This window comes from Gallaecimonas mangrovi (assembly GCF_003367375.1).
Lineage (GTDB): Bacteria > Pseudomonadota > Gammaproteobacteria > Enterobacterales > Gallaecimonadaceae > Gallaecimonas > Gallaecimonas mangrovi.
On record NZ_CP031416.1, the window covers coordinates 3,076,909 to 3,096,528 of the forward strand.

At 53.2% G+C, this 19,620-nt stretch carries 17 protein-coding genes and 1 pseudogene; 6 read left to right on the forward strand and 12 right to left on the reverse strand.

The window, feature by feature from the left end; all coding sequences use genetic code 11:
- Positions 1–84 precede the first annotated feature (84 nt).
- Positions 85–1,626: a methyl-accepting chemotaxis protein gene (locus DW350_RS14725; protein WP_115719660.1), complete on the forward strand. Its 1,542-nt coding sequence runs from the start codon at positions 85–87 to the stop codon at positions 1,624–1,626.
- Between the two features lie 84 nt (positions 1,627–1,710).
- The gene (locus DW350_RS14730; RefSeq protein WP_115719661.1) at positions 1,711–2,367 is read left to right on the forward strand and encodes an HAD family hydrolase; all 657 of its coding nucleotides are present in this window, start codon (positions 1,711–1,713) and stop codon (positions 2,365–2,367) included.
- 30 nt (positions 2,368–2,397) lie between these two features.
- Here DW350_RS14730 and gpt read toward each other — a convergent pair whose 3' ends face one another.
- The 12 genes from gpt to scpC form a co-directional block, all read right to left on the reverse strand.
- Complete coding sequence (gene gpt / locus DW350_RS14735; RefSeq protein WP_115719662.1) at positions 2,398–2,868, reverse strand: xanthine phosphoribosyltransferase; 471 nt, start codon at positions 2,866–2,868, stop codon at positions 2,398–2,400.
- 3 nt (positions 2,869–2,871) lie between these two features.
- The gene (locus DW350_RS14740; RefSeq protein ID WP_115719663.1) at positions 2,872–4,164 is read right to left on the reverse strand and encodes an NCS2 family permease; all 1,293 of its coding nucleotides are present in this window, start codon (positions 4,162–4,164) and stop codon (positions 2,872–2,874) included.
- Positions 4,165–4,331: 167 nt separating this feature from the next.
- Positions 4,332–5,132 (reverse strand): phosphate ABC transporter ATP-binding protein PstB, encoded by an 801-nt coding sequence (gene pstB / locus DW350_RS14745; protein WP_115719664.1) that lies wholly within the window; start codon positions 5,130–5,132, stop codon positions 4,332–4,334.
- Complete coding sequence (pstA, locus tag DW350_RS14750) at positions 5,132–5,965, reverse strand: phosphate ABC transporter permease PstA (protein WP_115719665.1); 834 nt, start codon at positions 5,963–5,965, stop codon at positions 5,132–5,134. Before pstA ends, pstB begins: the two co-directional genes overlap by 1 nt.
- Positions 5,962–6,897 (reverse strand): phosphate ABC transporter permease subunit PstC, encoded by a 936-nt coding sequence (pstC, locus tag DW350_RS14755; RefSeq protein WP_115719666.1) that lies wholly within the window; start codon positions 6,895–6,897, stop codon positions 5,962–5,964. Before pstC ends, pstA begins: the two co-directional genes overlap by 4 nt.
- 68 nt (positions 6,898–6,965) lie before the next feature.
- The gene (gene pstS / locus DW350_RS14760; RefSeq protein ID WP_115719667.1) at positions 6,966–8,015 is read right to left on the reverse strand and encodes a phosphate ABC transporter substrate-binding protein PstS; all 1,050 of its coding nucleotides are present in this window, start codon (positions 8,013–8,015) and stop codon (positions 6,966–6,968) included.
- A gap of 607 nt (positions 8,016–8,622) precedes the next feature.
- Positions 8,623–10,164, reverse strand: a complete 1,542-nt coding sequence (locus DW350_RS14765; RefSeq protein WP_115719668.1) for a M17 family metallopeptidase — start codon at positions 10,162–10,164, stop codon at positions 8,623–8,625.
- Between the two features lie 97 nt (positions 10,165–10,261).
- Positions 10,262–11,707, reverse strand: coding sequence for a PepSY-associated TM helix domain-containing protein (locus DW350_RS14770; RefSeq protein WP_192954699.1), 1,446 nt, complete (start codon positions 11,705–11,707; stop codon positions 10,262–10,264).
- Positions 11,704–11,952: a hypothetical protein gene (locus DW350_RS14775; RefSeq protein WP_115719670.1), complete on the reverse strand. Its 249-nt coding sequence runs from the start codon at positions 11,950–11,952 to the stop codon at positions 11,704–11,706. The genes DW350_RS14770 and DW350_RS14775 overlap by 4 nt, the downstream gene beginning before the upstream one ends.
- Positions 11,949–12,152: a hypothetical protein gene (locus DW350_RS14780; protein WP_115719671.1), complete on the reverse strand. Its 204-nt coding sequence runs from the start codon at positions 12,150–12,152 to the stop codon at positions 11,949–11,951. The genes DW350_RS14775 and DW350_RS14780 overlap by 4 nt, the downstream gene beginning before the upstream one ends.
- A gap of 80 nt (positions 12,153–12,232) precedes the next feature.
- Positions 12,233–13,285, reverse strand: coding sequence for a DNA polymerase IV (gene dinB, locus DW350_RS14785; protein WP_115719672.1), 1,053 nt, complete (start codon positions 13,283–13,285; stop codon positions 12,233–12,235).
- Positions 13,286–13,375: 90 nt separating this feature from the next.
- Positions 13,376–14,878 (reverse strand): succinyl-CoA:acetate CoA-transferase ScpC, encoded by a 1,503-nt coding sequence (scpC, locus tag DW350_RS14790; RefSeq protein WP_115719673.1) that lies wholly within the window; start codon positions 14,876–14,878, stop codon positions 13,376–13,378.
- A 341-nt stretch (positions 14,879–15,219) separates the two neighbouring features.
- On the opposite strand from scpC, the gene DW350_RS14795 reads away from it, so the two are divergent.
- The 4 genes and pseudogenes from DW350_RS14795 (at position 15,220) to DW350_RS14815 (ending at position 19,451) form a co-directional block, all read left to right on the forward strand.
- The gene (locus DW350_RS14795) at positions 15,220–15,981 is read left to right on the forward strand and encodes an outer membrane protein OmpK (protein ID WP_115719674.1); all 762 of its coding nucleotides are present in this window, start codon (positions 15,220–15,222) and stop codon (positions 15,979–15,981) included.
- A gap of 117 nt (positions 15,982–16,098) precedes the next feature.
- Positions 16,099–18,533: pseudogene (locus DW350_RS14805) on the forward strand (copper-translocating P-type ATPase).
- Between the two features lie 9 nt (positions 18,534–18,542).
- On the forward strand, positions 18,543–18,896 hold the full coding sequence (locus tag DW350_RS14810; RefSeq protein WP_115719676.1) for a cupredoxin domain-containing protein: 354 nt from the start codon (positions 18,543–18,545) through the stop codon (positions 18,894–18,896).
- Between the two features lie 72 nt (positions 18,897–18,968).
- Positions 18,969–19,451: a TspO/MBR family protein gene (locus DW350_RS14815; protein ID WP_115719677.1), complete on the forward strand. Its 483-nt coding sequence runs from the start codon at positions 18,969–18,971 to the stop codon at positions 19,449–19,451.
- Positions 19,452–19,620: the final 169 nt, after the last annotated feature.

Genomic DNA, 19,620 nt, shown 5'->3' on the forward strand with positions numbered 1-19,620 from the left:
AGTAGGCTAACAGGCTCAAAATCATAAAGTTTGGGGCCCGGTTGCCGATACTGGCTTTAGCCACCCTGCCAAGGAAGAAACCCTATGCGTAACAATCTCCCTGTCACTGATTCAGAAGTGCTGGTACCTGAGGGAGAAGAGTTGGTTTCAACCACCGATCTGCGTGGTGTTATCACTTATGCCAATGAAACATTTCTAAAAATTTCCGGATTTAGCGCCGAAGAACTGATTGGCCAGCCGCACAACATTGTGCGCCATCCCGATATGCCGCCAGCGGCCTTTGCCGACATTTGGAGCAAGCTTAAAGCGGGCCGCCCTTGGCGTGGCTTGGTTAAAAACCGCTGTAAAGATGGCCGCTACTACTGGGTTGATGCCTATCTCACCCCGCTGATGGAAGGCAACCAGTGTGTGGGCTATCAGTCGGTGCGCCGCCGCCCTGGCCGTCACCTCATTGAAAAAGCGGAAAAGGCCTACACCAAGCTCAATAAAGGCGAAAAAATTCGCAAATTGGTGGATTTACGCGGCTTTTCCTTTAGCGCCTTACCGATCATCATCCTTGGCCTCATCAGCTTATTTAGCTTCGGCTGGGTCACTGCCCTCACCTTCTGTATTGGCGGCTTGGTATCGGCCATCGGCATTTTTGTCTGGCTACGGCCGCTGTGGGTACTCGATGAACAGGCCACCGCACACCACGATTTGCATCTCTCGCAAGCCATTTATGTAGGCCAGGGTTTTGGGGCCGGCATGCGCTTTGATGCGATGATGAATGCCTCACGTAATGCCGCCATGCTCGGCAGAACCCGTGACGCCACCAGTTCACTCACGCAAGTGTCAAACAACTTAGTGCATTCGGTCACCCACACCCGCAAAGAAGTGCACGCTCAGGAAGACGAGGCGAACCAAATGGCGGTGGCCATCAACCAGCTTACCGCCACCATTGAAGAAATAGCCCGTTCCAGCCAGAACACCTCTGACGAAGTTCGCGATACCCACCAGCAATGTGATAGTGCCCGTAGCGCCCTGCGCGACTCCACAGGCCGCATCAACAAACTGCAAAGCGACGTGGAAGAATCAGCCCGTGCCGCCGAGGCCTTGCAGCAGGAAACCCAAAAAGTCACCAGCATTATGGGTGAAATTGAAGGTATTGCTGACCAAACCAACTTGCTGGCATTAAATGCTGCCATTGAAGCAGCCAGGGCCGGTGAACACGGCCGCGGCTTTGCCGTGGTTGCCGACGAGGTACGCGCGCTTTCCAGCCGCACCCAACAGTCAGCCGGTGATATTCGCGGTAGCCTCAGCGGTATGCGCAGTATGCTCGAATCCTGGCAAGAATTGATGGAGCGTAACCGGGAACACGCACAAAGCTGCGTTGACGGTACCCAAAACGTCACCGACATTCTTGATGACATCTTCCACCGGGTGGCTGAAATTAACGACTTGGCCGCGCAAATTGCCACCTCGGCCGAGGAACAAAACGCCGTGGCTCATGAAGTGAATGACAACATTCAGCGTTTAAAAGACCTGGCCATCAGCACTTCGCAAGCGATGGACGATTTGGAAAAAAGCGGTTTGCTACTGAACCAAAACACCGCCCGTATCGACGGTTTAGCAAAGACCTTCGGCTGACCTGCACTCAGTCTTAAGGTTAAAGGCCAGCGTTAACGCTGGCCTTTTTGTTATCATGAGCGCACGTTTTGCCCGGAGTATCCCATGACGGCCAGTCAGCATGTTGCAGTCTTTGACCTGGACCACACCCTAATCGACACCGACAGTGCCAACGGCTTTGCCTTGTGGACGCACCAAAACGGCCTGTGGCCACTACCTGACCTCAAAGCGCAGTTGGCCCGTTGGCACCAGCTTTATGTTGCCGGGCAATTGCCGGTGGCTGAGTACCTGGCCTTTATTACCTCGCCACTGGCAGGCAAAAGCACCGAGGAAGTGGCAAGCTGGGTTGAGGCTTTTGCAAAAGAAGAGGTGCTACCGAAAGTACGCCAACAAGCCATGGCCAGAGTCAAACAGCACCAAGACAGTGGCCACCGCGTTATTGTGGCCTCGGCGACCATCAGCCCTATTGTTGAAGGTATTTGCCGCTTGCTAGCGCTTAACGAGGTGATTGCCACCGATTTGGCCGTTGATAACGGCCTCTTTACCGGCGGCGTCGCTGGGGTGCCGAGCCTTGGCCAAGGCAAAGCCTGGCGGGTGGCGAGCCACTTACAGGGTAAACCAGGCACCTTGACCGCTTATTCGGATTCTATCAACGACCTGGCGTTGTTGAGCCTGGCAGACCAGGCCGAAGTGGTGACCCCGGACCCCAAACTGGCGGCCATTGCCGAAGTGAAAGGCTGGCCTGTTCATCACTGGCAATAAAAAAACCGGCCTTAAAGGCCGGCTTTTTTATTAATCGCGCCCAGAAAGTGGCGCCTGGAAGGCAGGGCCCATATCCCAGGGCTGCTCAATCCAGGTGTCCTGAGCAATATCAATCACATATTCGTCAACGAGCGGCTTGCCAGAAGGTTTGGCAAAGACGGTAATAAGCTTCGCCTTGGGGTACATTTCCCGCAGCGCCCGGGCGGTGTTACCGCTGTCCACTAAATCGTCAACCACCAGCCAACCGGCACCATCACCCACCGCTTCACTGGCTGACTTGATCATATTCAGGCCGCGCTGGTTATCATGGTCGTAAGACGAGATACAGACGGTATCGACGTTGTGAATGCCAAGCTCCCTTGCCAACACCAGCGCTGGCGCCATACCACCACGGGTCACGGCCACAATGCCTTGCCACTGCTCTGCGGGCAACTGTTTGGCGGCCAGCTCACGGGCGGCCTGATGAAACGCTTCCCAGGTAACCAGGTATTTCTTTGTCATGACTTAACCACCAAACGCAAATTTACAGAAAAACAAAATTGCCAATACCAACACCGTTGGGCTGATTTCCTTGAACCGGCCAGCCAGGGCCTTCACCACCGCGTAGCTGATAAAACCAAGGGCAATACCGGTGGCAATGGAGTAGGTCAGCGGCATCATTACCAGCACCACTGCCGCCGGGACAGTTTCGGTTAAATCATCCCATTGTAAGTGGCGAAGGCTACCCATCATCAACACCGCCACATACACCAAGGCACCGGCGGTGGCAAAAGACGGCACCATTTTCGCCAAAGGCGCAAAAAACAGCGACAACAGGAACAACACCCCGACCGTCACTGCGGTTAGGCCACTGCGGCCACCGGCGGCAACCCCGGCAGAGCTTTCCACATAAGAGGTGGTGGTTGAGGTACCCAAGGTGGCACCGACAATGGTGGCTGTGCTGTCAGCCAATAACGCTTTTGATAGGCGCGGCAAGTTGCCTTTTTTGTCTAACAAGTCAGCCTTTTGTGCCACGGCTAGCAGGGTACCGGAGGTGTCAAAAAGGTCAACGAACAGGAACGCAAAAATGACCGACAACATGCTCAGATGAAAAGCACCGCTGATGTCCATTTTCGCCAAAGTGGGCATGATTGAAGGCGGCGCAGACACCACACCGTGGTATTGCACCTGGCCGGTAATAATACCAAGGGCAGTTATCAGCAAAATGGCGATCAGCACACCGCCTCTGACCCGATGGGCTTCCAGTGCCACAATCAAAAAGAAACCGACGATGGCTAAAATCACCGATGGCTGGGATAAATCGCCCAAGGTCACCAGGGTCTCGTGCTGCCCCACCACAATATGGGCGTTAATAAGGCCGATTAGTGCCAGAAATAGGCCAATACCGGCAGCAATACCTACCTTCAAGGCACCGGGAATGGAGTTGATTATCCACTCGCGAATGCGAAACAGCGACAGCAGCACGAAGATACAGCCGGAGAAAAACACGCAGCCCAGCGCGGTTTCCCAGCTGTAACCATTTTGCTGCACTACGGTGTAGGTAAAGAAGGCGTTAAGGCCCATACCCGGCGCCAGAGCAATGGGGTAGTTCGCCAAAAAGCCCATCACAAAACAGCCAAAGGCTGCCGCTAGACAGGTGGCAACGAAAACGGCGCCATGGTCCATACCGGTTTTTTCCAAAACCGACGGGTTTACAACAATGATATAGGCCATGGTCAGGAAGGTGGTGATCCCGGCGATCACTTCCCGACGGATGTTAGTGCCCAGTTCGCGGAGCTTGAACAGTTTTTCGAGCATGGCTGCCACTCTAGAGATAGGAATGGCGCGCGATTATCCAAGCAGGAAAGGCCTTTTGCAAGGCGCAGCGCAGCCAATTCAGGGCGTTGTTGAGTTAGCAATATGTTACCCGGAAAAGGCCGCTGGTAAAGTGGTAATAAAAAAGGCCGCTTACGCGGCCTTTTTCGTTAACCAAATGTGCCTTGCACATAATCTTTGGTGCGCTGATTAACCGGTTTTTTGAAAACCTGTTCGGTTTCGCCAAACTCGATCAGCTCGCCCAAGTACATAAAGGCGGTGAAATCAGAGATCCGCTGTGCCTGCTGCATGTTGTGGGTAACGATAACAATGGTGTAGTGCTTACGCAGATCGTTAATCAAATCTTCGATGCCTTGGGTCGCAATGGGGTCCAGTGCCGACGTTGGCTCGTCCATCAAAATCACCTCAGGCTTGAGGGCAATGGTACGGGCAATACAAAGCCGCTGTTGCTGACCGCCAGACAGGCTAGAGGCGTCAGAAGTCAGTTTGTCTTTCACTTCGTTCCACAGCTGGGCATGTTCCAGTGCTTCACGTACCCGTTTATCCATCTCTTTTTTGGACAAGCGCTCGTAGAGCTTGATACCAAAAGCGATGTTGTCGTAGATGCTCATCGGGAACGGGGTTGGCTTTTGGAACACCATTCCCACTTTGGCCCGCAGGTCATTGAGGTTTACTTTGCCAGTTAGCAGGCAAAGCTCGTCCAGCATTACATGGCCTTCGGCACGTTGGCCGGGGTAGAGTTCATAAATGCGGTTCATACAGCGCAGCAGCGTTGACTTGCCGCAACCGGAAGGTCCAATCATGGCCGTGACCCGGTTTTTATAGATAGGCAAGCTAACATCAAACAGCGCTTGCTTGTCTTTACCGTAGAAAAAGCTCAGGCCTTGTACGTCCATACGCTTTTTCAAAGGAGAGGCTTGGTAATCTTGGATTAAGGCGACCTGGCTCATCAGGACCTCCGTTTTTTCAGTTGGGGCAGCGCCCGCGACAAAACATTCAAAGCCAAAATAGCCATGGTGATCAGCAGCGCGCCTGACCAGGCTAATTGGTTCCAGGAATCGTAAGGGCTCATGGCAAACTGGTAGATAGTGACCGGCAGGTTGGCCATGGGCTCATTGGGGTTCAGGGTCATAAAGCTGGAGTTGAGTGCGGTAAACAGCAATGGAGCGGTTTCACCACTGATCCGCGCCACCGACAGCAAAATACCGGTCACAATACCGGTACCGACCGAGCGGTAGCACAGGCTAACAATGACTTTCCAGCGGGGTGTGCCAAGGCCGGCACCGGCTTCACGCAGGTTACGGGGCACCAGTTTCAGCATTTCTTCGGTGGTACTGATGATGATGGGCAGCGCAATAATAGCCAGGGCAATGCTACCCGCCCAGCCAGAAAAGTGCCCCATAAACACCACCACCAACTGATAAACAAACAGGCCTATCAAAATCGACGGGGCGCTCATCAACATGCCGTTTAAAAAGCGGATGATATCGGCGGTTTTGGAGTGCTGGCCAAATTCAGCCAACCAGGTGCCTGCCAACACCCCAATGGGGGTTGCCAGCAAAATACCCAGCGCTGTCATGATAAGGCTGCCCATAATGGCGTTGGCCAAACCGCCCTCGCCGCCCGGGCCCGGGGTGACTTCGGTAAAGAGCGACCAGCTCATACCGGCCATTCCCTTTTCAAAGAGCGTGGCTAAAATCACCACCAGTACGCCTAAGCCCAACAGCGTTGAGCAGACGCAAAAACCTTTAAAGAAAACATTCTTTACTTTACGCATGATCATTGGCGGTTCCTCCGCAGCAGCACGCGAGCGGTACCCATAACGATGAAGGTGATAAGGAACAGCACCAGGCCCAGACCAATCAGAGAAGCGATATGAATATCACCGGTCGCTTCGTTGAACTGCTCGGCAATGGTGGCAGAGATAGAAGTAGCCGGCATAAACAGGCTCATTTCGATACTTTGGGCACCACCAATCACAAAGGTAATGGCCATGGTTTCACCGAGGGCCCGTCCCAGCGCGAGGATCAGCGCGCCGAAAATGGGGCCCTTGATGGCAGGCAACAAGACCTTGGCAATCACTTCGTATTGGGTGGCACCGATACCGTAGGTGGCTTCACGCAGTACCCCAGGTACCGTGCTCAAGGCTTCTTTAATCAGAGAGGTGAGAATAGGCAGGATCATAAACGCCAGGATAATACCTGATGTCAGCAAACCCACGCCCATGGGCGGCCCGCTGAAGAAGTTGCCAATCACTGGCAGGTCGGCCAAATGCTCACCGGCCCAAATTTGAAAGCCGCCCGAGAACCAAGGGGCAAACACGAACAGGCCCCACATGCCGTAAATGATGCTGGGCACAGCAGCCAACAACTCAATAGCAATAGACAATGGCTTGGACAGCCACTTGGGGCAAAGCTCTGACAAGAAGATGGCAACACCGATACCGACAGGCAACGCCAATGCCACCGCGATAACTGAGGAAACCAGGGTGCCGTATAAAGCGTTGGCGGCACCAAAGTTCTTGGTAACCGGGTTCCATTCAGTGCTGGTAAAAAAGCCCAAACCGAACTTTTCTAACGCTGGCCATGCCCCTGTTACCAGGGAGATAAGCAAAGCGAACATCAGCACCGCAATTAAGCCGGCGCTGGCCCAACTGGCCTTTCGGAAGAAGTCATCGCCATCCACTGGGAATGCCTTGAGCAGTAATGCTTTCATAAATAAAGGTTCAGCTCCAGATACGACTAAGCCCCCGCACTGGGCGGGGGCTAATTAAGGCCATGAATTTACTGGTAAATTGCTTGGCCATTGCTGGATTTAATGTCCTTGTTCCACATGGTTTCAATCATGTGCACAACGTTATCCGGCATCGGTACGTAATCCAGGTCGGTTGCCAGCTTGTCACCGTGCTCATAACCCCACTGGAAGAACTTCAGTACTTCCTTGGCGGTGTCAGGCTTAGCCTGTTCTTTGTGCATCAGGATGAAAGTGGCAGCCGTCATCGGCCAGGAAGTGGCACCAGGCTGGTCGTTCAAAATCAGTTTGAAGCCAGGCGCGTGGCTCCAGTCAGCGTTAGCAGCAGCGGCTTGGAAAGCAGACATAGTCGGCTCAACAAAGTCACCCGCTTTGTTCTGCATTTGGGTGTAGGTCAGGTGGTTAGTGGTGGCATAAGCGAACTCAACATAACCGATAGCACCGCGAGTACGCTTAACGAAGTTAGCCACACCAGCGTTACCTTTACCGCCCAGCTGATGCGCTTCTCTCGGCCACGCCACTTCTTTACCTACACCAACACTGGATTTCCACTCGGGGGAGACGCGGCTCAGAAAATCGGTGAAGTTAAAGCTAGTGCCGGAACCGTCAGAGCGGTGCACAGCGTAGATAGGCATATGTGGCAGCTTCACACCTGGGTTCAGGCTTTTCAGCGCTGCGTCATCCCAAGATTTGATTTTGCCCATATAGATGTCGGCCAGAACGGCACCTGACATTTTTAATTCACCGGCTTTAACACCGGGGACATTAACAACAGCGACAATGGCACCCATTACCGCCGGGAATTGAACCAGACCTTGTTTATCCAGCTCAGATTTGTCCAATGGCGCATCGGAAGCACCGAAATCGACGGTGTTAGCAATGATTTGCTTGATACCGCCACCAGAACCGATAGCTTGGTAGTTCAGTTTGACGCCGGTTTCCTTGTTATATTGCTCAGCCCATTTGGCGTAAACAGGGTAAGGGAAGGTAGCACCGGCACCGTTAATAACAGTGTCTGCAAGTGCAGAGGCCGAACCCAGAACAGCGCAGCTAAGTACCACACCTTTAAGCAACTTCTTCATATCTTGATCCTAAACCAGTTGGTGAGTTGGGCGACTTATCGCCCCCTTTTTTCATCAGGTCGGCAGTTTTTTATCATCGCAAGATGACGTTCATGTGACAGACAAAAACCGGTTGCAGAAAAAGGTATGAAGCGCGGGTGGGTAGTAAGGGAAAAAAGCCAATAAAAAAGGGCCTTTAAGGCCCCTTTTGTCTGACTCAAGACAGGATTATTTTTTTAATTTTTTTTCGCAGGCTTAGACCACTGCGTGGGGTACAACACCAGCCGCAAACTTTGCTGTTGTTGTTTAGCCGGCGGGAAGATGCCTTGGTTAGCAAAAGGAATCACTATTTTCATCTCTATTACTCCTCTCATTCGTTCACAGGCTTCTCGGCAGTGCCCTTGTGGGCGCCTGATCTCGGTTCCGTGGAGATACTTACCCCCCAATCCATGGGGTCAGCTCGAGGAGGCTTTATTCAACCTCGAAAGCAGTATAGCTAAAATGTAGTTTTATTACAACAAAACAAGGGTTAAATTTAAATATAGGTGTATTTACGCGCACGTAAAGTAATTTAATTACATAAAGAGCGCAAAAAAAGCCCACTTGCAACAGTGGGCTTTCCTTTACGTTAAAGCAGGTAACTGGCAACCAGGGTAATAATGGGTGCAGCAGAAGGTGTGCCGTGCTGCCAGTCACCACCATCAATGCCAGAACCGGCAATATCAAGGTGGGTAAAGGGCAGCGGCTGGCTGCTATCAAGGCCATGTTGGCTTAAACCCGAGGCGATATCTAAAAACGCCATGGGGAACTGATGGCCACGGGCCGTAACCGAAGAACCCGCATTATTACAACTGAGCACATCGTCAGCACGGGTACGAGGCGCAATAAAGGCGTAATCTTCTGGCCGTACGCGGGAAATATCAGCCGGGTCCCCATAAAGGTCGCCAAGGGTCGACAGTGTCAGGCCGGTTTTTAATAACCGAGCTGGGCCATTTTCTACTGCCGCAGTGTAAGGCCCAAGGGCGCGGGCGGCATGGCCGGTAAGGGTGGCAATGGAGAAAATTTCGGGCTCTACCGCCGCCAGCGCATCTTGGCGAAGGTGTGACAACAAATCGGCCAGAACCAAGCGCCCTTCGGCATCGGTATTACCGATACGCACCCGCACACCGGCGTGGCTGTTGATAATTTCATCGGCAACAAAGCTGTCGGCGCCAATGGAATTTCGCACCGCGCCAATCTCAGCCACGGCTTTAATACCCTTGGGTTTAAGCTCGGCTAGCGCTTTCATAAAGCCCGCCACCGCGGCAGCGCCACCTTTATCACGGCTCATCCCTGCCATGTGGCCACCGACTTTTAAGTCAGCGCCGCCGGTATCGTAAGTCACCCCTTTACCGGCAAAGAGCAGCGTTTTTTCAATGTCCCCTTCACCTTGGTATTCAAGGCGGATCACGCAAGGGACGTGCCTATCAACCGCCTGGCTGGCACGGGCCACCGCCATCAGTAACGGATAATCCCGATTCAAAGTGTCGGTGTCACGCAGCACCGAAACCTTGACCGAGCTACCGGCAAAAAGCCTTTCGCAGTGCTCGGCAAATTTAAGCGGCGCCATACGTTCGGGGTTAGTGCCACAAAGGTCGCGACCGGCGCGCCGGCCTGCTTCAATGGCCATTGCCGCATCAAGATCTAACTTGTCAGATAACACACCGACTCGCGTTACAGGCTCAATGGCGTCTTCGGTTAAGGACTCGCGCGCTTCCAGCGGTTGCCAGAGTGCGTGCCAAAAGCCCAGCAAGGTCACCAGTTCGGCTTGCTGGTAACGGGGTTGTTCCGGCACCCCGGCAACCATCAACAGCGGCGCCTTACTTCCTGCCTCACGGGCAACAATGGCGGCCTTTTTACCGGCTTCATAAAAGCGGCGAACATCGTCGTAATCGCGGCCTAAAGAGCCAGTTGCTGACGCAATAAGGCGTTTTCCCGGTACGGCATCGGCGGCCAGCAACAAACAGCCGCTTTCAAAACGGGCGTCCAAGCGTTGATAGTTGGCGACGATGTCTGCCAGGGGAGACTCAAGGGCGGCATTAGCACCGTGGACAAGAATGAGGGCGTCGTAGTCACTGCTCTGAAGGGCAGTGTTTAACTCGGTTTCACGTTGTGGTTTGGCAAAGGCCATAACAGCTTCCTGTAGATGACATTGTCGCCATTCTAGGTCAGCACACCATGGCAAACCAAGGCCAGTGAGTAACAGCAGGCCTTGGTTCAGTGTCAATTTATTGTCCCAAGGGCACCAACCAGCGGCGACCACTCAACCGGAGCGCACCCAACACCAAAATAACAGTGCCAAAGGCCAGCCCTATCAGCCAGGAAAATTGGTCACTAATGTCGCCTTTTAGCAATGAGACAAGGCATAACAGCGCCAAGGCGCCGCTGCACCACCAAAGCCTGGCCACACGGCGACGGCCAACGCCTTTAGCCATAGGCCACAGCACCGGTGCCAAGGTGGCAACCCAAAACAACCAGGGAAATACCCAAAAACGGATACCGGCATCCATCGGGAGATAGCGCGCGGCCAGCAGCACCAGCAAGGTGGCAAAAGGTAAGCTGCCCGCCATCACCAGGCACTGGCGGTTATAGCGATAAAGCCAGGTTCCGGCTTTAAGCTTGTTGTTGGCTCTAAGTGCCCCGGCAAACAGCATGGCCATTAAGGCAATGCCCAGTACGCTAAACAGCAAAATAATCGTCAGGCCACCAAAACTGCCGTAATGGAGCGCCGAAAAGCCACTGTAGATATAACGCGCCGCCGGCATGTTGGCCTGTTCCACCACGGCTACCGCCTGATCGCTGCCCGGGCTAAAGCTGACTTCTTTGGCTTCAATCAGTTGCTGGCCACGCGGTGCACTGGCTATCACTTTTTCAGCGGCATCTTTCCAGGGGCCAATCGTTAAGGTGTAGGGCTGAGCCTCGAGTAACTTTTGGCTTTGCGCCAGCAACGCCGATGGCGCTAATTGCGCAGCAGCTTTACCGCTTGCCGGGGGATTTTGGGTAAAACCCAGTTCGTTCATCAGGGCCGTGCGGTCATGATGATAGGGCCCTGCCAATAACAGGCCCTGGTAGATGCTAATCAGGCAAAAAACGGCGCCAGTTAAGGCATACATCAACAGATACGGCAGTGTCGCCAAACCCACCAGCTTATGCAGATCCAGCCATTTATCTTTAACCGAATCGCCCCTAAATTGCTGAAATTGCCGCTTCAGGTTGGGCCAGTGCACCACCATGCCGTTAATCAACAATACCAACATTAAGATGGAGATAAACCCGGCAATATAGATACCCAGCGGCAGTGACAGGCTGTAGTGAATATTTAAAAGGGTACGGTTAGCACTGCCGCTGAGCACTTTGTGAACCACGGTGCCGTCGCTCAACATGGCGTCAAAGCTTTTGCTACCAAAATAATAAAGAGGAAAGCCGCCACTGGCATTGGGGTAAAAGGCCAATACCGCCCCCGGCTTTAAGCTGCCTTGTTGTTCGAGGTTATGGGCGACCTTGTCCATCGCCTGGCCCAAGGTAACGGTGTGGGGCCGGTCAAATTCCCAGTGACTTAGGGCGTCGTGAAAAAACAATACAATACCGGTAAATACAATCACCGCCAGCGGTGGCGTGATAACAACTCCGACCCAATTATGTACCTGGGTCCAATAACGGCGCGCAAAACTCACCAAAACACCCCATTTACCGCTAACGACAACACCAATGCCGCAGACCAAGACAGCGCCGAGCGCACAAGTTTGCGTCCGTCACACAGCATAAACATGGCAACCAAAGCCCAAATAGGAATGGCGGCCAATAAAATGCCGGCCAATCTGCTGCCACTGCTGATGGGCATCAGCAAGAACCAGTTAAGCGATAATGACAGGCTCAGCAGCCCACCGATGGCAAGGCTCAGCAGCAGACGCAGCGTCACAATGCTCTCCTAGGCAGTACCACAGGCCACAATACCAACCCGGTCATGGCCCCACTGAGGGCAATCACCCATTGCGCCGTGTCAGCAAAGGCCCAGGCACAAACCAGCACCAACAGCGTAACTAGGGTAACAATGCTCCAAAAATACTGCCGCCAGCGCCAGGCAAACCACATCAGTAGCATGGTGACTACAGCCAACATACCGGCCTCCAAATAATAATTGTTCTCAATTATAAGAAAACAGCAGCGGCTGGCAATAGCAGACTAAGGAAAACAAAGTGTTAGTTAGCAGTAGAGAAGGGTAATTTAAGCTGCTGGCTTTGGTTAGGGGCACTTAAACCCACAAAAAGACCAACCAAGCGCACGCCGCGGCTTTGGCCACGCTGGTATGCACTTGCCAATAAAACCTCAAACAGTTCGGTGTCTAATTCGGCGCTAACATGTTCCATGGTGGTTTGGGTGAAATCACTGAATTTTAGTTTGACCCCCACTTTGCCAATAGCGCGATCGCCAAGCCGCCGTTTAAGCTCCGGCAGCAAGGTTTCGGCCACGCCGCGTACTGCACTTAGGGTTTCTAAATCTTCTGGCAAGGTGGTTTCTACCCCAACCGATTTACGCTCGCGGCTAACACTGATCTCCCGCTCATCAATGCCAAAGGCCCTTTCATAAAGCACTTTGCCAAATTTACCGAACTGCATTTCAAACCATTGCCGGTCACAGTTTTGAATATCCAAGCAGGTTTTAAGGCCAAGGGCGCTAAGCCTAGCATCGGTAGCGGGGCCCACACCGGGAATTTTGCGTAAGGAAAGGGTTTTCACAAAGTCCGGCACCGCAGCCGGTGTTAAAACAAAAAGGCCGTCGGGTTTGTTTTCTTCAGAGGCAATTTTGGCGAGAAATTTATTGGGGGCGACACCTGCCGACGCCGTTAAATTCAGCTCGCGGCGAATGTCAGCGCGAATAGCCTCTGCAATCAAGGACGCCGAGCCCTTAAAATGCGGGCTGTCGGTAACATCCAGATAGGCTTCGTCTAGTGACAACGGTTCAATAAGCTGGCTATAGCGTTCAAAAATGGCGCGAATTTGCTGACTCACTGCCTTATACAGGCCCATTCGCCCGGGTAATAACACCAAATTTGGGCAAAGTTGCTGGGCCTTATGGGTGCTCATGGCCGAACGCACACCAAATTTTCGCGCTTCATAATTACAGGTAGAGATCACCCCACGGCGCTCGCGGCTGCCGCCAATCGCCAGCGGTACCGATTTAAGCGCCGGGTTATCCCGCATCTCCACCGCGGCATAAAAGCAGTCCATGTCGACATGAATGATCTTACGCACACAAAACCTGTATATAAAAACAGTGTTATTGCATTCTAGCGGTTGCTGTTAATGATGCAAGCATAAAAAAAGCGCCTTGCGGCGCCCTTTTTATTGTTCAAGCACACGGCGCATGTTGCCTTCGGTATTAAGTAATTGATGCCAAGACAGTGCCTTTTCCAGGCAATGCGGCGTATGGCCACCACGCTGGCAAGCTTGCTCGAAGTAGCGATTAAGCGCCGGCCGGTAAAGGGGGGCTACGCAGTTATCAATAATCACTCTGGCCCGCTCTCTTGGCGCCAAGCCGCGAAGGTCAGCCAGGCCTTGCTCAGAAACCAAAATATCAACGTCATGCTCGGTGTGGTCAACGTGGCTAACAAAAGGCACGAAGCTGGAAATATCGCCCTCTTTGGCAATGGATTTGGTAATAAACACCGACAACTGGCTATTACGGGCAAAATCGCCAGAGCCACCAATACCGTTCATCATGCGGGTGCCGCAAACGTGGGTGGAATTAACGTTGCCATAGATATCGGCCTCAAGGGCGGTATTGATAGCAATGATCCCCAAACGGCGCACAATTCCGGGGTGGTTAGACAGCTCTTGAGGGCGCAAAATTAGGCGGTTGCGGTATTTATCCAGCTCAGTCATCACCTGGTCGTTACGCTTGGGCGATAAGGTAATACTGGAGCCTGAAGCGAAAGTCAGCTTGCCCGAATCCAGCAAATCGAAAGTTGAGTCCTGCAGCACTTCCGAATACATGGTCAGCTTTTCAAAAGGCCCATTAATCAGCCCTTCCATCACCGCGTTGGCCATGGTGCCAATGCCCGCTTGCAGTGGCAGCAAGCTGTTGGTTAAGCGGCCTGCGGCAATTTCTTGCTCAAAAAATTGAATAAGATGGTCGGCAATGGCTTTGGTTTCGTCGTCGGCAGGCAACACATTCGATGGGCTGTCTTTCCCTTCAGTCACCACAATGGCGGCAATCTTCTTCGGGTCGATAGGAATGTAAGGCGTACCAATGCGGCTGTCGGCGGCAACCACCGGAATAGGTTGGCGGTGGGGGCGCATTTGCGGAATGTAAATGTCGTGCAGGCCTTCAAGGCCCGCCGGGCTTGCCAGGTTAAGCTCAACGATGACCTTGTCGGCCAAAATGGCGTAACTGGCCGAGTTACCCACCGAGGTGGTGGGCACAATGCCGCCTTCTTCGGTGATGGCACAGGCCTCAATGACGGCCACATCCATATGCCCCAACTGCTTATTACGCAGCAGCTCTACTGTTTCAGATAAATGCTGGTCGATAAACATGACTTCGCCAGCATTAATGGCCTTACGCAGGGTGTTATCTACCTGAAAGGGCATGCGCCGGGCCAGCACTTTGGCGTCGGTCAGTTTGGCGTCAAGGTCGTTACCTAATGAAGCGCCGGTCATCAGCGTGATCGAGAAAGGGGTTTGGTGGGCGCGATTAGCCAGCGCCAGAGGAACAGCCTTGGCTTCGCCGGCACGGGTAAAGCCACTCATACCCACTATCATGCCGTCTTGAATAATTTCGGCGGCTTGTTCTGCAGACATAACCAAATCCTGCCAACCCGGCAGACGACAACGCTGTTCGACCATGAAAATCTCCATTTTGCGATTCTTGTTGCAGGCCAATACCGAAGGGCTCGGCTAAGACCTTGCTTTTAATAGGGGTACGCGTGAATGGCGAACAGTTTACGCCGACGTTAGCTGTCGGCAAGTCTCGTTAAGCGTAAATGGCTTTTACCGACGCTAAGCGGCAGTGATATGCGCTAAATGGTTACCGGTACTAGCGGCAAACGGCCTGGCAGCAGGTCTCAAAATAAAAAATGCCAATAAACCAGCAACCTATTTACAACTACCCTTACAACGCCAGGAAAGCGATTGCCTTTTTAACAACAATACATAGACTGTGCGCCACTTTTTTCGAGGGACACCCAATGCGCTCACTTCTTTTGGCCGGCCTGATTGCCAGCCCTGCGGTCTTTGCCGCCGTTCCCGGTATGCAATGGCAAGACAACAGCCTGACCTACTTGTATGCCCAACATTTTACCGTTGATGCCGGTACCCAGCAGACCCTGACTTTTGAACACGCTTCAGGTTGGAATTGGGGGGATATTTTCTTCTTCACCGACGGTTATCGCTTCAACGGCCAGCGCGGCGGCTTTCATGACGACAACACCAGCTATTACGGCGAATTTAGCCCGCGTCTGAGCGCCAGCAAGCTCACCGGCAAGGATGTTGCTTTTGGTATTGTTAGCGATGTGCTGCTCGCCAGCACCTATGAGTTTGGCGAAGGTGACGTTAATACCCTGCTGCTCGGCCCGGGTTTTGACCTGACCCTACCCGGCTTTGACTACTTTCAGCTCAATTTTTATAAACGCCTGCCCCGCGGCGACCGTGATAGCACCACCTATCAAATCACCCCAGCCTGGAAGGTCAGCTTCCCGGTGGGTGATAGCCAAATCATTGTTGATGGTTACATCGACTGGGTGGTCAACAACGACAAAACCTATCGCCATAACCTGCACATTAATCCGCAAATCAAATATGACTTAGGCCCGGCGCTTAACATCGGTAAAAACAAGCTGTTGGTGGGCATTGAGTATGATTACTGGCAGAACAAATACGGTATTGCTAACAGCCAAGACTTTAGAACCACCCAGAACGTCACCAACCTCATTGTGAAGTACCACTTCTGATAAAGGCTCCAAGGGGCCTTTTTTCTTTTCAGTAACTTACCCAAAGACTAAAGGCTTGACCTTGAAGTAACTCCAGGGTTTAGGGTGGCAACCAAAGTCACAAAAGGAGAGTTAATTATGTCTAAGTCAATTGCCATTGCTCTGCCGTCCATCAGTTGTGGCGGCTGCGTTAATGCCGTTCAAGGTGCCTTGGATAAAGTGGCAGGTGTTAGCAGCTACAACGTCAGCCTTGACGACCACCAAGCGACCGTTGAAGGCGATGCTGACAGCGCCACCATCATCAAAGCCATTGAAGACGCCGGTTTCGACGCCGAGCTGATTAAGGAGTAAACCATGACCCAGCAAGTTCATCTGGCCCTGCTGGGGGTGAGCTGCGCCGGTTGTGTTCGTGCCATCGAAAAAGCCCTTGATGGCGTAGAGGGAGTTGATAAGGCCCAGGTCAATCTGGCCGACCGCAGCGCCCATATTGAAGGCAGCGTTACCCCCCTACCCTGATAAGCGCCATCCAGGCCGCGGGCTACGACGCCCGGGAATTGTCTGGTGACGACGAAAGTGACCTGGACACTCAGCAGGCCGCCGAAAAGGCCCACCTCAAGAAACTCTGGTGGCAATGCGCGGCGGGCTTAGCGCTGGGGGTGCCGTTAATGGCTTGGGGGCTGTTGGGTGGTGACATGGCTGCCACTAGTGCAACCAGCCGCTTGGTGTGGGGTTTTATTGCCCTGGTTACTTTAGCGGTAATGGTGTTGGCCGGTGGCCATTTTTATCGCGGCGCCGCCAAAGCCTTTGGCCATCATCAAGCCAATATGGATACCTTAATTGCCGTTGGCACTGGCGCGGCCTGGCTGTATTCCTGCGCGGTATTGCTATTTCCAGCGCTCTTTCCCGGCCCAGCCAAGCACCTTTATTTTGAGGCCAGCGTCATGATCATCGGCCTTATCAATCTTGGCCAAGCCCTGGAGGCCCGGGCCCGCGGCAAAACCTCGTTAGCCCTGCGCCGGCTTTTAGATCTGAAAGCAAAAACGGCGCGGGTTCTGCGCGGTAAGCAAGAGTCTGATATTCCGGTGGCCGCCGTTCAGCAGGGGGACAAACTCCGGCTGCGTCCGGGGGAAACCGTTCCGGTGGATGGCACCGTCCTTGATGGCAGCGGCCTGGTTAACGAAAGCATGCTAACCGGTGAGCCGCTACCCGTTGAGAAAGCGCAAGGCAGCAAAGTGCAGGCCGGTACCTTGCTGGAAAAAGGCAGCTTGGTTTTTGAAGCCACCGGCGTGGGTAAAGACACCGCCCTTGCCCGCATTATTGAGCAGGTTAAAAAGGCACAGGGCTCTCGCCCCAGTATTGGCCGCTTGGCGGACAACATTGCCGCAGTCTTTGTACCGGTCGTGATGGTAATTGCTCTTATTGCAGCCTTGGTTTGGTACAACCTGGGGCCGGCCCCGGCTATCAGTCACATGCTGGTGGTACTGACCTCGGTGCTGATCATCGCTTGCCCCTGTGCCCTGGGTCTTGCCACACCGATGTCTGTCATGGTGGGAGTGGGCAAAGCCGCCGAAGCAGGCGTCCTTATCCGTAATGGCGAAGCCCTGCAAACCCTTAGCCATATCAACACCTTGGTATTGGATAAAACCGGCACCCTCACCCAAGGCAAGCCGCAGGTGGTGGCGGTTACTTCCTTTACAGACCAAGACATTAAGCCCCTGGTTAAAGCCTTAGAACAGGGTTCAGAACATCCTTTGGCCAACGCCTTGTTAGATTGGGCAGGTGACGTTGAAGCGCCCGCTTTAAACGCATTCGACACCTTGCCTGGCAAAGGCGTGCAAGGGCAGTTGGCAGATAAACCGCTGCTGCTGGGTAATCCTAAATTAATGGCCGAGCATAACGTCGGCCTTGACGATGCGAAAGCGCCCGCCGCTGCCATTATGGCCAAGGGAGCAACGCCTGTTTATTTAGCCCAAGAGGGCCAGCTATTGGCCTTGTTCGAAGTGGCCGACCCGCTCAAAGCCGACAGCAAAGCCGCCATTGGCGCGCTAAAAGCCCAAGGCCTGCACTTGGTGCTGTTATCGGGCGACCGCCAGCAAACAGCCAATGCGGTTGCCAAGGAACTTGGAATAGATAACGTCATCGCTGAAGTAATGCCGGATGAAAAAGCCGAGGTCGTCAAACGGTTGCAAGCCGAAGGCCGTAAGGTTGCCATGGTCGGCGACGGTATTAACGACGCTCCGGCGCTTGCCGCTGCCGATGTGGGTATGGCGATGGGCAGCGGTACCGATGTGGCCATGGAATCAGCCGATTTAACCCTTATTCGCGGCTCCTTGGCAGTAGTGGAAGATGCCATTGCCATCTCACGCGCCACCATCGGTAATATCAAGCAGAACCTGTTTGGTGCCTTTATTTACAACATTTTGGGCATTCCGCTGGCAGCGGGGGTTTTCTACCCACTGACCGGCTGGCTGTTCAGCCCAGTGGTGGCAGGGGCGGCTATGGCGCTGTCCTCAGTTACCGTGGTCAGCAATGCTAACCGCCTGCGTTTTTTCAAAACTTCAGCCAAGCAATAGGAGGCCAATATGTTAGTCAACATCATCGGTTTGCTGGCTATCGTCTTTGTGGTGTTTTGGTTCTGGCCGCGAAGCAGCAATGCCCGCCCGGCAGCCAAGGATAACGAGCAGCTTATTACCGTTAACGACGGCGTCTACGAGCCCGAACAGCCGGTCAGAAAGGCCGGTGAGTCCATCACACTGACCTTTCTGCGCAAAGATGCTTCAGCCTGCGCCCAGTGGGTGCTGTTTGACGATGTTGACGTCAGCGCAGAGCTGCCCATCAATAAGGCCTTTACTTTGCAACTGCCCCCACTTAAACCCGGCAACTATCCTTTTCATTGCCAAATGAACATGTACCGGGGCACCTTGGTCGTAAAATAAAGGTATCAACGCAGCAGCGATCTTAACCGACCACTGCTGCGTAAAGCGTCTTACCTTAGCCTGGATAGACCGATGACTCTGATGCAAAAAAACCTGTCTTTTATCGTCTCGTTAGCCTTGGTGTGCCTGGTTGGTACCTTAGGCGCTCTCGCCTCGGTGGATGCCAAAGCATTCTACGGTGCGCTTAACCAACCCAGCTGGGCACCACCCGCCTGGCTTTTTGGCCCGGTGTGGACGCTTTTATATCTGATGATGGCGTTTTCCCTTTGGCTTTATTGGCTCAGTGCGGCTCGAAAACCATTAGGGCTGGTTATTTTTTTGCTGCAACTGGCCGCTAATGCCTTATGGTCCTGGCTTTTTTTCAAGTGGCATTTGGGGGCTTGGGCGTTACTGGATGTATTGTTGTTACTGGTATTGATTGCAGCCAGCGTCAGGTTGTTTTTACCGGCTAACCGCCTAGCGGGTTACTTACTGTTGCCTTACCTGGCTTGGGTGGGGTTTGCCTCGGTACTGACCTTGGGTGTTTGGCAACTGAATCCGGCGGTATTGGGCTGAGCGCTTAGCCATAAGCACAAACGAGAAAAAAAAATCGTCTTTATTGCCAAAAACAGCCATTTTTTTCTCGTTTTGATACATATCACCAATTGCTAAAACGTCAGACTAGACAGCTCAAAAATCCAGCGGCAGACTACCGGCCGCTAACGCCAATCAAGGCCCTAATCGC